The organism is Martinezella lusitana (assembly GCF_010668395.1).
Classification (GTDB): Bacteria; Pseudomonadota; Alphaproteobacteria; order Rhizobiales; family Rhizobiaceae; genus Rhizobium; species Rhizobium lusitanum_A.
Map to the genome: position 1 here is coordinate 235,185 of NZ_WUEY01000004.1, position 16,595 is coordinate 251,779.

Sequence of the window (16,595 nt, forward strand, 5' to 3'; positions counted from 1 at the left end):
TCCTATGGATGTTGCATGAATAGGCAGTGCGTCAGATCATATATGCGCGACTTCCCCTAAAATACTCCACCGAACACTGGTGCTGATCGAAACCGCCTCGCCAGACGAGTTGAATTGGCGTACGAGCCCAAAGATGAGCACCCATAAATTCGAGGATCTGCCGTGACGCACAGAAAATGGAGCAAGGCGGTTACAATCGCTCTTGAGAGCCCCGACGAATGGGTTGTCATCGACACGACCCAAGCTGCGAGCTGGGCACTCATCGAAGATTGGCCGCTTGAGGAAGCCACGGCGCTGGACCGAGCGTTGTCGATATGCGCTGATGTGATCAGCGGCAAGCGAACACCTGAGGATGCCCGCCTGGCGTTTATCGATGCCGTCAAAGAAGCCAAAATACCGATGAAGGAAGAGTGAGGTCACATCGCCCCATGATCCGATGGTATTCCGCCTCGAGATCCTCGTTGACAGGATCCGCTGGGCCGGCGCCCAGCTTAGCCTTCAGCCTCCTGAATCGCTCCTCAATCGGGCTACGATCGCTTATTCGGCCATCCTGATAGCTATCGCGATATCCAACGGAGTCTGGCTCGACCAACTATCGCCATAAGTTGCGCCGAGCGCTGCGCTTCCCCGTTCCGCAATCGTCGCGCATCTCTCCCGTTCGGCCAGGACGTGCTTCATGATTTCATCGGTAATGGCAAAGACCGTTCCGTGATCAGCCGGAATGCCAAGCCTATCGCACAAGCTCTTCGCTGCCTCTGCAATATTTTCCGCTGTCTCGGTCATATGCGCTCCTTATTTGACGACAGTTATCCTTTAACTTCGCTCCCGTGCTGCTTTCTCGGCTAGATATGCAGCGGGATCGATACGCTTGATTTCGGACGCTACACCAAGCGTCCCAAGCTTGTAATCACGACACACCCGATTCCCGGTTGGGGCGAATTTCACGACAGCGGCACTCCGAACCCGGCTTGCGTCTTCGAAGACCTGACATTCATCTGGCGTTCCTGTCTTGCGGCCAGTGCAGCCCGCCGCTTTTCCTTTCGGCGGTACTTTTTAGCTTTATGGTCAGGTTTGCCCCGCAGTGCCTTTTTATTGCGCTTCGGCCGATCGGGGATTGCATTCTGCCGGTCGAGTCGATCAAGGGCCTTTCGGGCGGTGGCATTGGTATTGAAAGTGTCCTCGATCACTTCCCCGGACGGATCGGCGATGATCGACGCGTGCATTTGATTTTCCGTTTGATTAAATTCAAAGAGAGATGCAACCCCTGGCTATCGCCGCCACCTCGTGGTGGCGTGCGCAAGCCGATAGCACCAGCCACGGCTGCCATTTAGATTTGAAGCGACATAGAGGGAGCCTTGAAGCCCTTTTAAGCAAACCAAAAATTCCGGGAAGTCGCGTCCGGCTGCAATACGACGGAAAATGTGGAAAACACCCAGAAGGGGCGGCGTAAGCCTTTGATTTATTTAAAGAGCTTTTGGTAGCGGAGGAGGGATTTGAACCCCCGACACAAGGATTATGATTCCTCTGCTCTGACCTACTGAGCTACTCCGCCACGCGACGTCTGATGATGAACATCATACGCAAAGGTCAAACGAACCGTCGCTCGAAAGCGCTAGCTCGTCGGTTGAGCGGCTTATAAGGTGCGGTTCGGCTTGGTGTCAAGCGGATGATTTGGAAAAATCAGTGCTTTCTTTCAAGCAGGCGCATCTGGCCTTCAGGCCGCCACCGGGCTTGCCAGCAGCGCCTTGAGCGAGGCTTCCGCCACGGGCTCGCGTTCCGAGCGCTCGATGAAGCCGCCGCCGTAGACGCGGGCGTCGTCGCCCGGTGCGGAATAGAGCGCGCAGGCCTGGCCCGGGGCCACGCCTGCCTCGCCGATTGTCAGGTCGACATAGATGCCGCTGGCGTCCGCATGCAGCACGGCCGGCGCCGGAGCGCGGGTGGAGCGGACCTTGGCGAAGCAGGCAAAGCCTTCGCCGGACGCCGCCTGCAAGAGCGGCTCGTCGCCCAGCCAATTGACATCGCGCAGATAAACGCGGTGCGTTTCCAGCGCCTCCTTCGGGCCGACGATGACGCGGCGCGAGCGGGCGTCGAGATAGACGACATAGAGCGGCTCGCCGGTGGCGATGCCGATGCCGCGGCGCTGGCCGATGGTGTAGTGCAGGATGCCTTCGTGATGGCCGAGCACGCGGCCGTCGAGATGAACGATCTCGCCGGCGAGCGCCGCATTCGGCTTCAGCTTGGCGATCACGTCGGAATACTTGCCCTGCGGCACGAAACAGATGTCCTGGCTATCGGCCTTCTTGGCGACGACGAGGCCCATTTCCTCGGCAAGCGCGCGTGTCTCCGCCTTCGGCATGCCGCCGAGCGGAAAGCGCAGATAGTCGATCTGCTCCTGCGTGGTCGCAAAGAGGAAATAGCTCTGGTCACGGTCGGCATCCGCCGGGCGGTAAAGTGCGCGGCGATGCGGGTGTTCCGGCGATGGATTCGGGCGCGAGCGGATATAGTGGCCGGTCGCCAGCGCATCGGCGCCGAGTTCCTTGGCCGTCAACAGAAGGTCGGCGAACTTGACGGTCTGGTTGCAGGCAACGCAGGGGATCGGCGTCTCGCCGGCGACATAGCTCTCGGCGAAGGGATTGATCACCGTCTCGCGGAAGCGCTTTTCGTAGTCGAGCACGTAATGCGGGATGCCCAGCGTTTCGCAGACGCGGCGCGCATCGTCGATATCCTGGCCGGCGCAACAGGAGCCGGCGCGATGAACGGCAGCGCCATGGTCATAGAGCTGCAGCGTGATACCGAGCACGTCATAGCCCTGCCGCTTCAGAATGCCGGCGACGACGGAGCTGTCGACACCGCCCGACATGGCGACGACGACGCGGGTATCTTCCGGCCTCTTGTCAAAATCCAGTGTATTCACGGTCGTTGCCGCCAGTCTTGAACGATCTTCGATGCTGCCGAGAACGGGATGGCTTTTCTTCGAAACGCCGTCACGATCTTGTTATTTAATATCGCATGATCTGATCCAAAACCGCTGCGCACTTTTCGGGATCATGCTTCTGACCGCCGGATGCCATGCAAAAGCGGCGAATTTCCATCATGCGGGGCTTTTGGCCGCTCTTTAGCGGCTCGCCTCAATTGTGGACGGATATAGAAAGGATTGCCATCCCATGCAAGGGGTGCGCGAAATCGCGAATCACCCCTTTGCCTTCAAATGCCGAATCAGATTGAAGCTGCGCCGCAATACGGTCACTGCCGATCCTAAGACGACGATCCAGAGCGCGATCGTCAAAACCCAGCTGCCGCCGTTCCATAGCGCCTCGATAATCGAGAGCAAAGCCGCAGCCGTCGCGACCGCCATGCGGTGCTGCTTGGCCATCGGCCCGCCGAAATCGCTGGGATTGCCGGTGGCGCGTCCGAGTTCCCGCACATAGGCCGTCAGCACCGCGAAGGCGCCGGCCGCCCAGCCAAGCCCCGGCATTGCGATGCCATAGCCGATACCCGCAAAGATCAGGATATCGGCAACCCGATCCGGAAACTCGTTCCAGAACGGCCCGTCGGCCTCGCCCTTCCCGCCCTCGACCGCCACCATGCCGTCAAGCAGGTTGCAGAGCAGGCGCAACTGGCAGAACAGAGCCGCAAGAATCAGCAAGGTTACGCGCGTCCCGACGCTGCCGGCGGCACCGGAGAGCCCGAAGGAGGCCCCCGCCAGCGCCGCCATGACCATGCTTGCCTGCGAGATCCGGTTCGGCGTCACCGAAAGCGCGGTCATGCGCCGTGCCAGAGACTGAGCCCATCGCGTGTTGCGGCTGGCCAGCGGCCGCCTGTCGCCTGTCCCCTCACCTGTCATGGCTCTCACCGCTCATGCCTCGATGCCTCCCGCCCGATATCGAATAATTGTAGATGGCCGCATAGCTGGAGGAGACCAGCAGCGGCACGGCAATGGTCTTCAGGATCTCCGGCGTGCCGCTGAGCGCATGGATGGCAATCAGAATGGTTGCCGAGCCCAGGCAGGCGATCAGCGGCGGCGCCCAGAGGACCGTAAAGCCGCTGAATCGCCTCGACAAAGCCTCGACCACAGACTTCAGAAACAGCGTCAGGCAGCCCGAAAGCACGCCTTGCACGATGCCTGATATCAGCGGGCGCGGCATCGGATGAAGACGATTGGCGAAAACGGCCCAGCCACCCATCGCCAGGAAAGCAAACAGGACGTGCACGATGCTGCTGCCGGCAAAAGCCTTGAGCCTGCCGCCGGTCAAACCGACCACCAGAAGCGCACCAGATGAAAGAAGATCGGCGCGGAAAAGACGACCGAATCCAGCCGGTCGATCAACCCGCCATGCCCCTCGATGAGATGGCCCCAATCCTTGACGCCGCGATCCCGCTTGATCGCCGACATCACCAGGCCGCCGAAGAAGCCCATGATCGTAATGACGAAAGCCAGCAGCCCGGCCTGCAGCGGCGTGAACGGCGTCACCCACCACAGAGCCGCCCCGATCAGCGACGCGCTGACGACGCCGCCGACAAACCCCTCCACCGTCTTCGATGGCGATAGCCGCGGCGCGATCTTCGTTTTCCCGAAAAGCTTGCCCCAGACATATTGCAGCACATCGCTGAGCTGGACGACGATCACCAGGAAGGCGATCAGCAACACGTTGCGGCCCTCATAGCCGGGAATGTGCAGCGTCAGCAGCGCCGGCACATGCGAGGCGCAGAAGACGCAGATCATCAGCGCCCATTGCACCTCGGCGATACGCACCAGAAACCGCTCGGTATCGCCGCGCAGCACGGCGATGATCGGCATGAAGAGGAAGGCGTAGACGGGGATGAAAATCGAGTAGATGCCGTATTGCTCGGCCCAGAGCAGGTAATATTGCACCGGCAGGGCCACGAAGAAGGCGGCGGCAAGCGCCCAGTGATCGGCCCGCTTCGTGTTGATCAGCGTCACGAACTCGCGGAGCGCCGCAAAGGAGCAGAAGGCAAAGAGCAGGATGACGCCGGCGCGGCCCGCCACGAAGGCGATGCCGATCAGCACCACCATCACCCACCAGGCCTTGATGCGCGCATTCAGGTTTTCGATCGCAGCATTCGATCCGTCGGGCGACAGGCGCTTTTCCAGCACGTAGCCGATGATGGAGGCGACGATCAGGACGCCGAAAATGCCAAGGACGAGATGGATCAGATCCGCGCTTGCCGCACTCATGCGCGCTCTCCCGCTCGCTTGGGCGCAAGCGCCAGCAGGGCCGCTTCCGCCCTCGCCAGGAAATCCGCTTTCTCCTCGGTTGCGCCGATATGCAGCGCCTCGCCGAAGGTGACGGTGCAGATCAGCGGAATGGGCACGAACTCGCCCTTCGGCATGACGCGATTGAGGTTGTCGATCCAGACCGGAACGAGGTCGATATCCGGGCGGGCCTGGGCAAGATGGAAGAGCCCGCTCTTGAAGGGCTGCAGCGGCTCCTCGGTGAGATTGCGGGTGCCTTCCGGAAACAGGATCAGGGAAGAGCCGGCATCGAGCGCCTGCGTCATCTGCGTGACCGGATCCTCCTTGCGCGCCTCGCGATCCCGCTCGATCAGCACGGCGTTGAAGACATCCCGGCCGATGAAGCTGTTCAGCGGCGATTTCAGCCAATAGTCGGCGCCGGCCACCGGCCGGACGCGCCGGCGTAGCCGTGGCGGCAGAACGGTCCAGATCAGGATGAAATCGCCATGGCTGGAATGGTTGGCGAAATAAACGCAACGGCGGGTGCGCATGCCGCTCTCGGGCCAGATCGCCCGAACGGCGGTAATGGCCCGCGCAAACAATACGATCGCCACGGAAACGGGTTTGGCCAGCCACTCGATCGGCGTACCCATCCCTTCACCGAGAATGTTCTTCCGCAGTGCCTCCATGACACAAGAGATAGGCGGGTTTGCCCGGCCTCGATAGTCGGTAACCCGACCTTATCCACAACCCAAGCAATCATGAAGAAAGCCCGGCGCAACTCATGTCGCGCCGGGCTTCCGGATTGGCTCTTGGGAGGAGCGAACTGCGTGGCTGCCGCCCTTCGAAAGCGGGCAGGCTCAGTCGACGTTGAACACCAAGGGCTTTGCCTGACGAATGGCCTGATGCGCCGTCAGCTTGGCAAGCACATCGTCGCTGATCGGGCCGTCGACGTAGAGCAATGCGATGGCATCGCCGCCCTGCTTGTCGCGGCCGAGCTGGAAGTTGGCGATGTTGACGCCGGCAGAGCCGAGCGCCGTACCGATGAAGCCGATCATGCCGGGAACGTCGGTGTTGGCGATGTAGACCATGTGGTTGCCGACATCGGCATCGAGGTTGATGCCCTTGATCTGGATGAAGCGCGGCTTGCCGTCCGAGAAGACGGTGCCGGCGACCGAGCGCGTCATGCTGTCGGTGGTGACCGTCAGCTTGATGTAGCCGTCATAGACGCCGGTCTTGTCGCGCTTGACTTCGGCAAGCACGACGCCCTTTTCCTTGATCATGATCGGCGCCGAAACCATGTTGACGTCGGCAACCTGATTGCGGATCAGGCCGGCGAGCAATGCGCTCGTCAGAGCCTTCGTGTTCATGTTCGCGGTGACGCCGTCGTAAAGGATCTCGATTTCCTTGATCGGATCTTCCGTGACCTGGCCGACGAAGGCGCCGAGAACATCGGCAAGCTTGATGAACGGCTTCAGGATCGGCGCTTCCTCGGCGGTGATCGAGGGCATGTTGATGGCGTTCGAAACCGCGCCCTTGACGAGGTAGTCCGCCATCTGCTCGGCGACCTGCAGAGCAACGTTTTCCTGCGCTTCCGTCGTGGAGGCGCCGAGATGCGGCGTGCAGACGACGTTCGGCAGGCCGAACAGCGGGCTTTCCTTGGCGGGCTCGACCTCGAACACGTCGAAGGCCGCACCGGCGACATGGCCGGACTTGATGGCGGCGGCGAGAGCTGCCTCATCGACCAGACCGCCACGGGCGCAATTGATGATGCGAACACCTTCCTTCATCTTGGCGAGCGCGGTGGCATCGATGATGTTGCGGGTCTTGTCGGTCAGCGGCACATGCAGCGTGATGAAGTCGGCGCGGGCGAAAAGCTCGTCGAGCTCAACCTTGGTGACGCCCATTTCCTCGGCGCGCTCCTTCGACAGGAACGGGTCGTAGGCAAGGACGTGCATCTTCAGGCCGAGGGCGCGGGCAATGACGATGGAGCCGATATTGCCGGCGCCGATGATGCCGAGCGTCTTGCCGGTGATTTCGACACCCATGAACTTCGACTTTTCCCACTTGCCGGCCTGCGTCGAGGCGTCGGCAGCCGGAAGCTGGCGGGCAACGGCGAACATCAGCGCGATGGCGTGCTCGGCCGTGGTGATCGAGTTGCCGAACGGCGTATTCATGACGATGATACCGCGGCGCGAGGCGGCCGGAATATCGACATTGTCGACGCCGATACCGGCGCGGCCGACGACCTTGAGGTTCTTGGCCGCTTCGATGATCTTTTCCGTCACCTTGGTGGCGGAGCGGATGGCAAGGCCATCGTATCTGCCGATGATTTCGAACAGCTTGTCCTTGTCCTTGCCAAGCTGCGGCTGGAAATCGACTTCGACGCCGCGATCGCGAAAGATCTGGACGGCGGTTTCCGACAGTTCGTCGGATACGAGAACGCGAGGTGCCATTGAGGCCTCCTGAAAAAGGTCAGCTGAGACGAGCAATCCCGGGAAAGGTGCGAAGCGGCTTTCCGTCTGGAATTGCGTGAAAATAAAGACGTTCGGAATGCTGGGCTCCGCCTTCGGGGCGGAGCCGTGAACGCTCAAAGCCTCAGGCAGCAGCCTGGGAGAGCGTCGCCTTCTGCGTTTCGAAAGCCCAGGCGAGCCAGGGCATCAGCTTCTGCATGTCGGAAGCTTCGATCGTCGCACCAGCCCATATGCGCAGGCCCGACGGTGCGTCGCGGTAGTGGCCGACGTCGAAAGCAACGGCTTCCTTTTCCAGGAGTGCCACCAGGCCCTTGGCGAAGTTCGCCTGGCCATCGGAATCGAGAGCAACGACATCCTTGTCGACGATCTTCAGGCAGACGGAGGTATTGGATTCCGTCTCGGCCTTGACGGCGAGATTGGCGATCCAGTCATTGGCGGCAACGAAGTCGTGGATGACCTTGGCGTTGGCGTCGGCACGGCCGATCAGCGCCTTCAGGCCGCCGAGATCCTTGGCCCAGAGAAGCGCATCGATATAATCTTCGACGCAGAGCATCGACGGCGTGTTGATCGTCTCGCCGGTAAAGATACCTTCGATCAGCTTGCCGCCGCTCGTCATGCGGAAGATCTTCGGCAACGGCCAGGCCGGCTGATAGGTCGTCAGGCGCTCGACGGCGCGCGGCGACAGGATGATGATGCCATGCGCGCCCTCGCCGCCCAGAACCTTCTGCCAGGAGAAGGTAACGACGTCGAGCTTGGCAAAGTCGAGGTTCTGAGCGAAGGCGGCCGAGGTGGCGTCGCAGATCGTCAGGCCCTTGCGGTCGGCCGGAATGAAATCGGCGTTCGGAACGCGGACGCCGGACGTGGTGCCGTTCCAGGTGAAGACCACGTCACGATCGAAATCGATCGTGGAAAGATCGGGCAGCTCGCCGTAGCCGGCTTCGAGCTTGCGAACGTCCTTGAGCTTCAGCTGCTTGACGACGTCTGTCACCCAGCCGGCGCCGAAGCTTTCCCAGGCGACCATATCGACGCCGCGTTCGCCGAGCAGCGACCACAACGCCATTTCGACGGCGCCGGTGTCAGAAGCCGGAACGATGCCGATGCGGTAGTCCGCCGGTACTTCCAGAATTTCGCGGGTAAGATCAATGGCCTGCTTGAGCTTGGCTTTGCCGACCTTCGCGCGGTGCGAACGGCCAAGAGCCGCGTCGGAAAGAGCGTCGAGCGTCCAACCGGGGCGCTTCGAGCAGGGGCCAGAAGAGAAATGGGTATTGTTCGGACGGATGTCCGGCTTGGCGAGCTTAGTCATAATGCTATCCTCTCAGATAGAAAGCCCTTCGTTGGGGAAGGGTGTCCCGCCGCCGGATATATTGAAAGCCACTCGCAAGCGCAATAGTAAAAATTACGGATGGCGTTCCATCACGAAGTCGTGCAAGAAATTTGACGGTACGCAAGTTACGCGCAATGAAATTAAGCCAAATTTAGTCTCCCAAAAGCTGGTTTTTGTGCAACCGCACAATCATATAAAGTTGGACGCTCGCTGGTCGCGCCGACGAAAATAACAAGTGTGCTCGATGTCCTTAACTGCACTCGCCGAAAGCCCGTTCACCCCTGCGCAGGCCTTGCCTGTCTATCTGATCAATATCGATAGAGCGACGGAAAGGCTCGCGGAAATCCGGCGGCAGGGCGAGGAGTTCGGCTTTCGATTCGAACGCATCCACGGCCTCGACGGCACCCTCGTTCCGCGCGACCAATGGATCGACGTCGATCACGAGCGCTTTCAGCGCAGACATGGCCGAACCATCCTGCCCGGTGAATATGGTTGCTACCGCAGCCACCTCATGGCGCTGCGCCGGTTTCTGGCGAGCGGCGACGAGATGGCCGTGATTATCGAGGACGATGTCGCGCTGGATGCCGATTTCCTCGCAAGAGCCATGGCCGCAAAGGAAGCCGCGCCCACGGCCGACCTCGTCAAGCTCGTCAATCACCGCTGGGGCGGCTTCCGCGCCGTGAGCCGCAGCAGCAGGGGAGATATCGTCGGCCGCAGCCTGTTCGGCCCGCAGGGCTCGACGGCCTGCTATCTCGTCACCCGCAGCGGCGCCGGAAAGATCGTGCAATCGCTGGCGGTCATGTCGCTGCCATGGGACGTGGCCGTGGAACGGGGCTGGGACATGCGGGTGTCCATCTTCAGCACGCGCACGAATATCGCCGGTTTCAGCCGGCTGCAGAAAAACACCATGATCGGCTGGCGCCGCGACTATCGCGCCGCCAAATCCTCTCCCTGGCGGCGCATACCGGCGCATCTCTTCCGGACTTTGGATTTCTTCCGCCGCCTCGCCTACGTCGTAACGACGCCGTAGGCGTTGGAACTACCAGGTCGTGATCCGGAGGCCGATCCGGATTTCGTGACGCGAGAGCGCGCCGTCGCGTCCCATGGTGCCGCCGGCACCCGCAGCCGAATCGGCGGCGGAGTAGCCGAACATGTCATCGCCCGCCGTGTGGGAGAAACGATAGCCAAGATCGACCTTGACGTTCGGCGCGACCTCGTAGGCCACGCCGGCCATCAGGGCATAGGTCATGCGCCAGTCGCTCTCGCCCGGATAGCGCGTGCTGACCGACGTTGCGCCGGCGCAGCCCGAGATGCCATCCACGCAGGAACCGGTGGCATTGACGCTGCTCCAGGAGACGCGCGTCGCGCCGAGGCCGGCACCGACATAAGGCGTGAAGCCGGCAAGCGTGCCGAGATCGACATAGCCGTTGACCATCAGGCTACCGGCCCTGAAGGAGGAATGCGCCTTCGTGGAGCAACCGGTTCCGCCCGCTCCGCCGGAACAAGACGAATCGCTTGAGATGCGGCCGTTGAAGTCGCCGCTGAAAAAGTCGCCGGTGACATCGGCGCGAAACAGATCGTTGAACTGGTAGCCGACGCCCAGGCCGCCGGAAAAGTCGCCGCCGAAGCGGTCGGAATCGAAGTGACCGGAGCTGTAGTCGCCGCCGGCGGGATCATAGGCGCGGAATGTCGTATCGTTGCGGCTGGCATTGACGGCATATCCGACATCACCGCGCACATACCACCCCTTCGCATCCTTGACGCTGACTTCGGGCATCTTGATTTCCGGAGGAGCATCGCCCGCCAAGGCAACACCCGCCGATGCGCCTGCCATCGCTGCGGCCAGCGCCAAAGCGTCAAAACGGATCATTACCCCTCGCCTTCCATCCTCGGGCGAACGCCCGCGCGTCGAACCGGCTGGCCTGCCCCTACCGTACGAGACGTCTCAAAGGAGCGCTCTCTGCTGAAAGCCGCCATTCTCATTTCATTAACCATAGGGAATTCATGGTTAATGAAGCTTTAAAGCTGCGAGTAATTGCTTAACGGGAGGGATAAAAAATAAAAGCCGCCCGGAGGAAACCGGGCGGCTTTTCAATGGCTTGTTCGAGATGCGCTTACTTGTAGACCGGCTGGACCGGGATATCGGCCGGCGGCATGTAGCTTGCGGTCTGGCAGCCGCCGAACGTATAGCGAGCACCGATGCGGGCTTCGTGCAGGTTCAGGCCCTTGTCATAGCCGGGGCCGCCATTCTCGGCATAGCCGAACATGTCGCCGCCCTCGACGTGACGATAGCGATAGCCGACGTCAGCCTTGAGATTGCAAGTCAGGTCGATGGACGTACCGGCCATCAGCGCATAGGTGAAGCGCCAGCTGCCGCGGCCATTGTGCGAAACCGTGCCATCGCACGAGTCCGGATTGGCGTCCGAGCAGGAGGTATTCTTCAGCTTGTCCCATTTGACGTAGGTGCCACCGAGACCGCCACCGACATAAGGCGTGAAGATGCCGTAGGTGCCGAGATCGACATAGGCGTTGGCCAGCAAGCTGTAGGCCGTCAGGGACGTAAGGTCACGCGAGGTCGCCGCAGTTGGGGTAAAGCCCGGGCCGCAGGCGCCGCAATCGCCCTTCGTCGAGCCCTTGAAATCGGACTTGAAGAGATAGTCGAACGTCAAGTCCGTGCGCAGGTAGTTGTTGATCTGATAACCGACACCACCGCCGAGCGTGACGTTGTCGTCAAGCGTTGCGCGGTCGAAATCGACCAGGCTCGAGTTGGAGCCCTGGAAGTAGTTGGCACCGCGCAGGTTCGTGAAGGTGTAGCCGACATCGCCGCGCAGATACCAGCCGCTGGACTGGGCGACAGCCACCTCCGGCGTCGGCTGTGCTGGCTCCGGTGTATAAAGGTCGGCGGAAAAGGCCGACGTGCCGACAAGCAAGGTGGCGAGTGCCCCGATCAGGGATTTCATCATGGCTTTGGCTCCAAATTTCTTGCCTGTGGCACAGCAGATGCTTGCCAATGGAAAAGACATGGCAGCGATAATGCTGAAAAGGAGTTAAAACCTGATTAACTACGAATATTTACCCTGTTTATTCAGAGGCTATACTTCGTTTTGAATATTAGGCATCCGTGATTTTATAATAAAGAGAACAGGATGCGGTCGTTCGCCTCTCTCCCGTCCTTCCAGAGACACGGCCCGCAGGTGTCACCGACGATCGGATATCTAAACCAATTGGCAAGATTCGCGCCTTTAGAGTGCCGTGGTCGGGAAGCCAACGCAGGAGGAACTCTTTGACTTGCCATCGAAGAATGTGGGCCTGCCTGGCGCTTGTCGGTATGGTCCTGAACTCCGCCGTTCCGGCCGGCGCGATGCCGATAAAGCCCGTCGCGGCGACGGTGTGGAACAAGGGTCGCGAAACGGGGCTGCCGATCCCGCGCTACGTCTCGCTCAGGGCACAGAAGGCACGCATGCGCGTAGGGCCATCGACGATCTATGCCACAAAATGGATCTATATGAAGCCCGGCCTTCCCTTGGAGATCATCGACGAATACGGCCATTGGCGGCAGGTCCGCGACGATACCGGAGTGACCGGCTGGATGCACAGCGCCCTGCTCTCCGGGGTCCGCACGGCCGTCATCGCACCCTGGCTGACGAAGAATGCCATGCTGCGCGCCGATGCCAATCCGGCTGCAAGGGCGATCGTGGAACTGCAGCCACGCGTGCTTGTTTCACTGCAGTCCTGCACGGGAACATGGTGCCGCGTTTCGGTAAGGGAGCATTCGGCGCGAGGCTATGTCAGGCAGGACAAGCTCTGGGGCGCCTATCCCGGAGAAATGTTCCAGTAAGCCGAACGCATCGGAGCAATCTGAAACGATATGGCCGCCTTGATAAGGCGGCCATGAAACAAAACTGTCAGCCAATCCTCGGCCGTTCAGGCCGCCGAACGGACGCTCGAGATCACATCGATCAATCCGCCGACGATGCGCTCGATCTGGCCGCGATCGTCGCCTTCCGCCATGACGCGGATCAGGGGTTCCGTGCCGGACGGGCGGATCACCAGGCGGCCGTTGCGGGCAAGCTCGCTTTCCGCATCGGCGATCGCCTGACGCACCTGGATATCCTCCAGCGGCTTGCCGCCGGAAATGCGGACATTGCGCAACAGCTGCGGCACCGGCTCGAAACGGCGGCAGACCTCGCTGACCGGCCGGCCCGTACGCTTTACAGCGGCAAGGATCTGCAGCGCGGCCACAAGGCCGTCGCCCGTCGTGCCGTAGTCGGACAGGACGATATGACCGGACTGCTCGCCGCCGATATTGTAATTGTGCTGGCGCATGTGCTCGACGACATAGCGGTCGCCGACGGCCGTGCGGGCAAGCGACATGCCGCGATCTTCCAGGAAGCGCTCCAGGCCGAGATTGGACATGACCGTCGCCACGATGCCGTTGCCGCGCAACGCCTGGCTCTCGGCCCAGCTTTCCGCGATGACCGCCATCAGCTGGTCGCCGTCGATGATCGTGCCGGTCTCGTCGACGATGATGACGCGGTCGGCGTCGCCATCGAGCGCGATGCCGATATCGGCGCGCACCTCATCGACCTTCTTCTGCAGCGCCACCGGGCTGGTCGAACCGCAGTTGAGATTGATGTTCGTGCCGTTCGGCTCGTTGCCGATGGTCACCACCTCCGCGCCGAGTTCCCAGAGGACGGCCGGAGCAACCTTGTAGGCAGCGCCGTTTGCGCAATCGATGGCGATCCGCAGACCCTGCAATGTGACGTCGCGCGGCAATGTGCGCTTGGCATGTTCGATATAGCGGTCGTGCACGCCGTCGACACGCTTGGCCCGGCCGATATTTTCCGACTTGGCAAGATGCTCGGACATGTCCCTGTCGAGCATGTCCTCGATCTTCATTTCCAGATCGTCGGACAGCTTGTAGCCATCCGGGCCGAAAAGCTTGATGCCGTTGTCTTCATAGGGATTGTGCGACGCGGAGATCATGACGCCGATATCGGCGCGCAGCGAGCGCGTCAGCATGGCGACGGCCGGCGTCGGAATAGGGCCGAGAACGAAGGCGTCGACACCGGCGGCGGTAAAGCCGGCCACGATCGCGTTTTCCAGCATATAGCCGGAAAGGCGGGTGTCCTTGCCGATCACGACGCGGTGGCGGTGACTGCCTCGATGGAAGATCGTGCCGGCAGCGATACCCACGCGCATGGCAAGATCCGGCGTCATCGGATAGATATTCGATTGACCGCGAATCCCGTCCGTTCCGAAATAGCGACGTTTCATAAGCACTCCTGTCGTTGCTGCATCCTTGCGGAACATGCAGCGGCATCGAGATCGCCGCTCTCAATCCGGAGACGCTACGAGCATCGATGCTTGTGGCTCATGCCACAGATTGTAAAACTCGGCACTTAAATTACCGAGACCGCCTATTACAACGCGTTACCATTAATAAGCACTAAAAAACTGCACCAGGTGGGGATAGGCAATATTCCAATTCACAGCATATGGTGCCCGTATTACTTCCTTCGGCTACGGCGATTGTATGCTGCCCATGCGATGTCCGGTGCGCCACGCCTGCCATCCCGCAAGCAAAAGGCCGGCTCCCTTTGCAGGTCGCCGGCCTTTTTGTCTCGATGTTTGAACGTCTCGCGCGGTTAGCGCGGCTGCGGTTCGAACCCGCCTTCGGGCTCATCACCCTTGGCGCCGAGCGAGCCGTCCTTCTTCGCACCGGTCTTCGGCACGGCCGAGCCACGGCTTGGCGGCGTATCGTCACCGAGATCGCGTGCGGGCTTCTCGCCGCGGATAAGCGCCTTGATCTCTTCCCCGGTCAGCGTCTCGTATTCGAGCAGGCCCTCGGCGATCGCCACGAACCCGTCATGCTGTTCGGTCAGGATATCCTTGGCCTGGTGATAAGCCTGGTCGATCAGGCGGCGCACCTCGGTGTCGATCGTCTGCGCAGTCGCTTCCGAAACGTTCTTCGACTGCGATACGGAGTGGCCGAGGAAGACCTCCTGCTGGTTCTCGCCATAGGCAACGAGGCCGAGTTCGTCGGAGAAGCCCCACTGGGTCACCATCGCGCGGGCAAGCTTGGTGGCCTGCTCGATGTCGGAGGATGCGCCGGAGGTGATGTTCTCCTTGCCGAAGGTCAGCTCTTCGGCAACGCGGCCGCCCATCATGATGCAGAGGCGCGACACCATCCACTTATAGCTCATCGAATAGCGGTCGCCCTCGGGAAGCTGCATGACCATGCCGAGCGCACGGCCGCGTGGAATGATGGTCGCCTTGTGAAGCGGGTCGGCAACGGCGACATAGAGCGCCGTGATCGCATGACCGGCTTCGTGATAGGCAGTGAGCTTCTTTTCCGCCTCGGTCATCGCCGAAGAGCGGCGCTCGGCGCCCATCATGATCTTGTCCTTGGCGTCTTCGAATTCCTGCATGGTCACCAGGCGCTTGTTGCGGCGGGCAGCCATCAGGGCGGCTTCGTTGACGAGGTTCATCAGGTCGGCGCCGGAGAAGCCGGGCGTACCGCGCGCCAGCGTCTTCAGGTCGACATTCGGAGCGAGCGGCACGTTGCGGGCGTGAACCTTGAGGATGCGCTCACGACCGACGATATCCGGGTTCGGAACCACGACCTGACGATCGAAACGGCCCGGACGCAGCAACGCCGGGTCGAGAACGTCCGGACGGTTGGTGGCAGCGATCAGGATGATGCCTTCATTGGCCTCGAAGCCGTCCATTTCGACGAGCAGCTGGTTGAGCGTCTGTTCGCGCTCGTCGTTGCCGCCGCCGAGACCGGCGCCACGATGGCGGCCGACAGCGTCGATTTCGTCGATGAAGATGATGCAGGGCGCATTCTTCTTGGCCTGCTCGAACATGTCGCGCACACGGCTTGCGCCGACGCCGACGAACATTTCGACGAAGTCGGAACCGGAGATGGTGAAGAACGGCACATTGGCCTCGCCGGCGATGGCGCGCGCCAGAAGGGTCTTACCCGTACCGGGAGGACCAACGAGCAGAACGCCGCGCGGAATGCGGCCGCCGAGGCGCTGGAATTTCTGCGGATCGCGCAGGAATTCAACGATTTCCTCGAGATCCTGCTTGGCTTCGTCAACGCCTGCAACGTCATCGAAGGTGACACGGCCATGCGCTTCCGTCAGAAGCTTTGCCTTCGACTTGCCGAAGCCCATAGCACCGCGCGAGCCACCCTGCATCTGGCGCATGAAGAACAGCCAGACGCCGAGGATCAGGAGCATCGGCAGCAGCGTGCCGAGATAGCTCAGGAAGCTCGAAGAGCCGTCCGATTCCGGACGGGCGACGATGTTGACGTTCTTGGTCTGCAGGCGTTCAAGCAGGCTGTCGTCGATGACCGGAGCATAGGTCTGGAAGGGCGTGCCGTTTTCGACATAGCTGCCGACGACGCGGTTGCCCGTGACGGTCACGTCACGAACCCGGCCGGAATCAACTTCCCGGAGGAACTGCGAATACGGAATTTCCCTGGAGCCTGTTTGTGCCGGCGCGTTCTGAAACATGCTGAACAGGGCAATCAGCAGCAGAGCTATGATTGCCCACAAAGCGAAATTACGAAAATTAGGGTTCATCGAACTCCCCA

General features: G+C 61.1%; 16 protein-coding genes and 1 tRNA gene. 3 read left to right on the forward strand and 14 right to left on the reverse strand.

Annotation, left to right across the window (positions count from 1 at the left end; all coding sequences use genetic code 11):
* Nucleotides 1–162 precede the first annotated feature (162 nt).
* Complete coding sequence (locus GR212_RS11155; protein WP_163986558.1) at nucleotides 163–414, forward strand: DUF982 domain-containing protein; 252 nt, start codon at nucleotides 163–165, stop codon at nucleotides 412–414.
* Nucleotides 415–537: 123 nt separating this feature from the next.
* Here the strand turns inward: GR212_RS11155 and GR212_RS11160 are convergent, their stop codons facing one another.
* The 10 genes from GR212_RS11160 to GR212_RS11205 form a co-directional block, all read right to left on the reverse strand.
* Complete coding sequence (locus tag GR212_RS11160; protein WP_163986560.1) at nucleotides 538–783, reverse strand: hypothetical protein; 246 nt, start codon at nucleotides 781–783, stop codon at nucleotides 538–540.
* Nucleotides 784–941: 158 nt separating this feature from the next.
* Nucleotides 942–1,223: a hypothetical protein gene (locus tag GR212_RS11165; protein ID WP_163986561.1), complete on the reverse strand. Its 282-nt coding sequence runs from the start codon at nucleotides 1,221–1,223 to the stop codon at nucleotides 942–944.
* Nucleotides 1,224–1,475: 252 nt separating this feature from the next.
* Nucleotides 1,476–1,552, reverse strand: a tRNA-Met gene (locus GR212_RS11170).
* 162 nt (nucleotides 1,553–1,714) lie between these two features.
* Nucleotides 1,715–2,914, reverse strand: a complete 1,200-nt coding sequence (mnmA, locus tag GR212_RS11175; protein ID WP_163986563.1) for a tRNA 2-thiouridine(34) synthase MnmA — start codon at nucleotides 2,912–2,914, stop codon at nucleotides 1,715–1,717.
* A 276-nt stretch (nucleotides 2,915–3,190) separates the two neighbouring features.
* Nucleotides 3,191–3,844, reverse strand: coding sequence for a CDP-alcohol phosphatidyltransferase family protein (locus tag GR212_RS11180; protein WP_163986565.1), 654 nt, complete (start codon nucleotides 3,842–3,844; stop codon nucleotides 3,191–3,193).
* Nucleotides 3,834–4,262 (reverse strand): hypothetical protein, encoded by a 429-nt coding sequence (locus GR212_RS11185; protein ID WP_163986567.1) that lies wholly within the window; start codon nucleotides 4,260–4,262, stop codon nucleotides 3,834–3,836. The genes GR212_RS11180 and GR212_RS11185 overlap by 11 nt, the downstream gene beginning before the upstream one ends.
* Nucleotides 4,250–5,197: a phosphatidate cytidylyltransferase gene (locus GR212_RS11190; RefSeq protein ID WP_163986568.1), complete on the reverse strand. Its 948-nt coding sequence runs from the start codon at nucleotides 5,195–5,197 to the stop codon at nucleotides 4,250–4,252. The genes GR212_RS11185 and GR212_RS11190 overlap by 13 nt, the downstream gene beginning before the upstream one ends.
* Nucleotides 5,194–5,847: a lysophospholipid acyltransferase family protein gene (locus GR212_RS11195; protein WP_163986570.1), complete on the reverse strand. Its 654-nt coding sequence runs from the start codon at nucleotides 5,845–5,847 to the stop codon at nucleotides 5,194–5,196. The genes GR212_RS11190 and GR212_RS11195 overlap by 4 nt, the downstream gene beginning before the upstream one ends.
* A 207-nt stretch (nucleotides 5,848–6,054) precedes the next feature.
* Complete coding sequence (gene serA / locus GR212_RS11200; protein ID WP_163986572.1) at nucleotides 6,055–7,650, reverse strand: phosphoglycerate dehydrogenase; 1,596 nt, start codon at nucleotides 7,648–7,650, stop codon at nucleotides 6,055–6,057.
* Nucleotides 7,651–7,792: 142 nt separating this feature from the next.
* Nucleotides 7,793–8,971 (reverse strand): phosphoserine transaminase, encoded by a 1,179-nt coding sequence (locus GR212_RS11205; protein WP_163986574.1) that lies wholly within the window; start codon nucleotides 8,969–8,971, stop codon nucleotides 7,793–7,795.
* Between the two features lie 265 nt (nucleotides 8,972–9,236).
* Here GR212_RS11205 and GR212_RS11210 point away from each other — a divergent pair, with 265 nt between their 5' ends.
* Nucleotides 9,237–10,022 carry a glycosyltransferase family 25 protein gene (locus GR212_RS11210; RefSeq protein ID WP_163986576.1) on the forward strand — a complete coding sequence of 262 codons (786 nt, stop codon included), beginning with the start codon at nucleotides 9,237–9,239 and terminating at the stop codon, nucleotides 10,020–10,022.
* 9 nt (nucleotides 10,023–10,031) lie between these two features.
* Here GR212_RS11210 and GR212_RS11215 read toward each other — a convergent pair whose 3' ends face one another.
* Nucleotides 10,032–10,862 (reverse strand): outer membrane protein, encoded by an 831-nt coding sequence (locus GR212_RS11215; protein ID WP_163986578.1) that lies wholly within the window; start codon nucleotides 10,860–10,862, stop codon nucleotides 10,032–10,034.
* A gap of 244 nt (nucleotides 10,863–11,106) precedes the next feature.
* Nucleotides 11,107–11,955 carry an outer membrane protein gene (locus tag GR212_RS11220; protein WP_163986579.1) on the reverse strand — a complete coding sequence of 283 codons (849 nt, stop codon included), beginning with the start codon at nucleotides 11,953–11,955 and terminating at the stop codon, nucleotides 11,107–11,109.
* A 365-nt stretch (nucleotides 11,956–12,320) separates the two neighbouring features.
* Between GR212_RS11220 and GR212_RS11225 the strand changes: the two genes are divergently transcribed.
* Entirely contained in the window at nucleotides 12,321–12,830 is a 510-nt protein-coding gene (locus GR212_RS11225) for an SH3 domain-containing protein (RefSeq protein WP_163986580.1), read from the forward strand.
* Between the two features lie 86 nt (nucleotides 12,831–12,916).
* On the opposite strand, the gene glmM is transcribed toward GR212_RS11225, so the two are convergent.
* Nucleotides 12,917–14,269, reverse strand: a complete 1,353-nt coding sequence (gene glmM / locus GR212_RS11230) for a phosphoglucosamine mutase (RefSeq protein WP_163986581.1) — start codon at nucleotides 14,267–14,269, stop codon at nucleotides 12,917–12,919.
* A gap of 371 nt (nucleotides 14,270–14,640) precedes the next feature.
* Nucleotides 14,641–16,584 (reverse strand): ATP-dependent zinc metalloprotease FtsH, encoded by a 1,944-nt coding sequence (gene ftsH / locus GR212_RS11235; RefSeq protein WP_163986583.1) that lies wholly within the window; start codon nucleotides 16,582–16,584, stop codon nucleotides 14,641–14,643.
* Nucleotides 16,585–16,595 lie beyond the last annotated feature (11 nt).

What these genes read in the sequence shown, in the direction of transcription:
- GR212_RS11160 (WP_163986560.1), bottom strand. Translation starts at nt 783, where the DNA reads ATGACCGAGACAGCGGAAAATATTGCAGAGGCAGCGAAGAGCTTGTGC.
- GR212_RS11165 (WP_163986561.1), bottom strand. Translation starts at nt 1,223, where the DNA reads ATGCACGCGTCGATCATCGCCGATCCGTCCGGGGAAGTGATCGAGGAC.
- GR212_RS11180 (WP_163986565.1), bottom strand. Translation starts at nt 3,844, where the DNA reads ATGACAGGTGAGGGGACAGGCGACAGGCGGCCGCTGGCCAGCCGCAAC.
- GR212_RS11190 (WP_163986568.1), bottom strand. Translation starts at nt 5,197, where the DNA reads ATGAGTGCGGCAAGCGCGGATCTGATCCATCTCGTCCTTGGCATTTTC.
- GR212_RS11195 (WP_163986570.1), bottom strand. Translation starts at nt 5,847, where the DNA reads ATGGGTACGCCGATCGAGTGGCTGGCCAAACCCGTTTCCGTGGCGATC.
- serA (WP_163986572.1), bottom strand. Translation starts at nt 7,650, where the DNA reads ATGGCACCTCGCGTTCTCGTATCCGACGAACTGTCGGAAACCGCCGTC.
- GR212_RS11205 (WP_163986574.1), bottom strand. Translation starts at nt 8,971, where the DNA reads ATGACTAAGCTCGCCAAGCCGGACATCCGTCCGAACAATACCCATTTC.
- GR212_RS11210 (WP_163986576.1), top strand. Translation starts at nt 9,237, where the DNA reads ATGTCCTTAACTGCACTCGCCGAAAGCCCGTTCACCCCTGCGCAGGCC.
- GR212_RS11215 (WP_163986578.1), bottom strand. Translation starts at nt 10,862, where the DNA reads ATGATCCGTTTTGACGCTTTGGCGCTGGCCGCAGCGATGGCAGGCGCA.
- GR212_RS11220 (WP_163986579.1), bottom strand. Translation starts at nt 11,955, where the DNA reads ATGATGAAATCCCTGATCGGGGCACTCGCCACCTTGCTTGTCGGCACG.
- GR212_RS11225 (WP_163986580.1), top strand. Translation starts at nt 12,321, where the DNA reads ATGGTCCTGAACTCCGCCGTTCCGGCCGGCGCGATGCCGATAAAGCCC.
- glmM (WP_163986581.1), bottom strand. Translation starts at nt 14,269, where the DNA reads ATGAAACGTCGCTATTTCGGAACGGACGGGATTCGCGGTCAATCGAAT.
- ftsH (WP_163986583.1), bottom strand. Translation starts at nt 16,584, where the DNA reads ATGAACCCTAATTTTCGTAATTTCGCTTTGTGGGCAATCATAGCTCTG.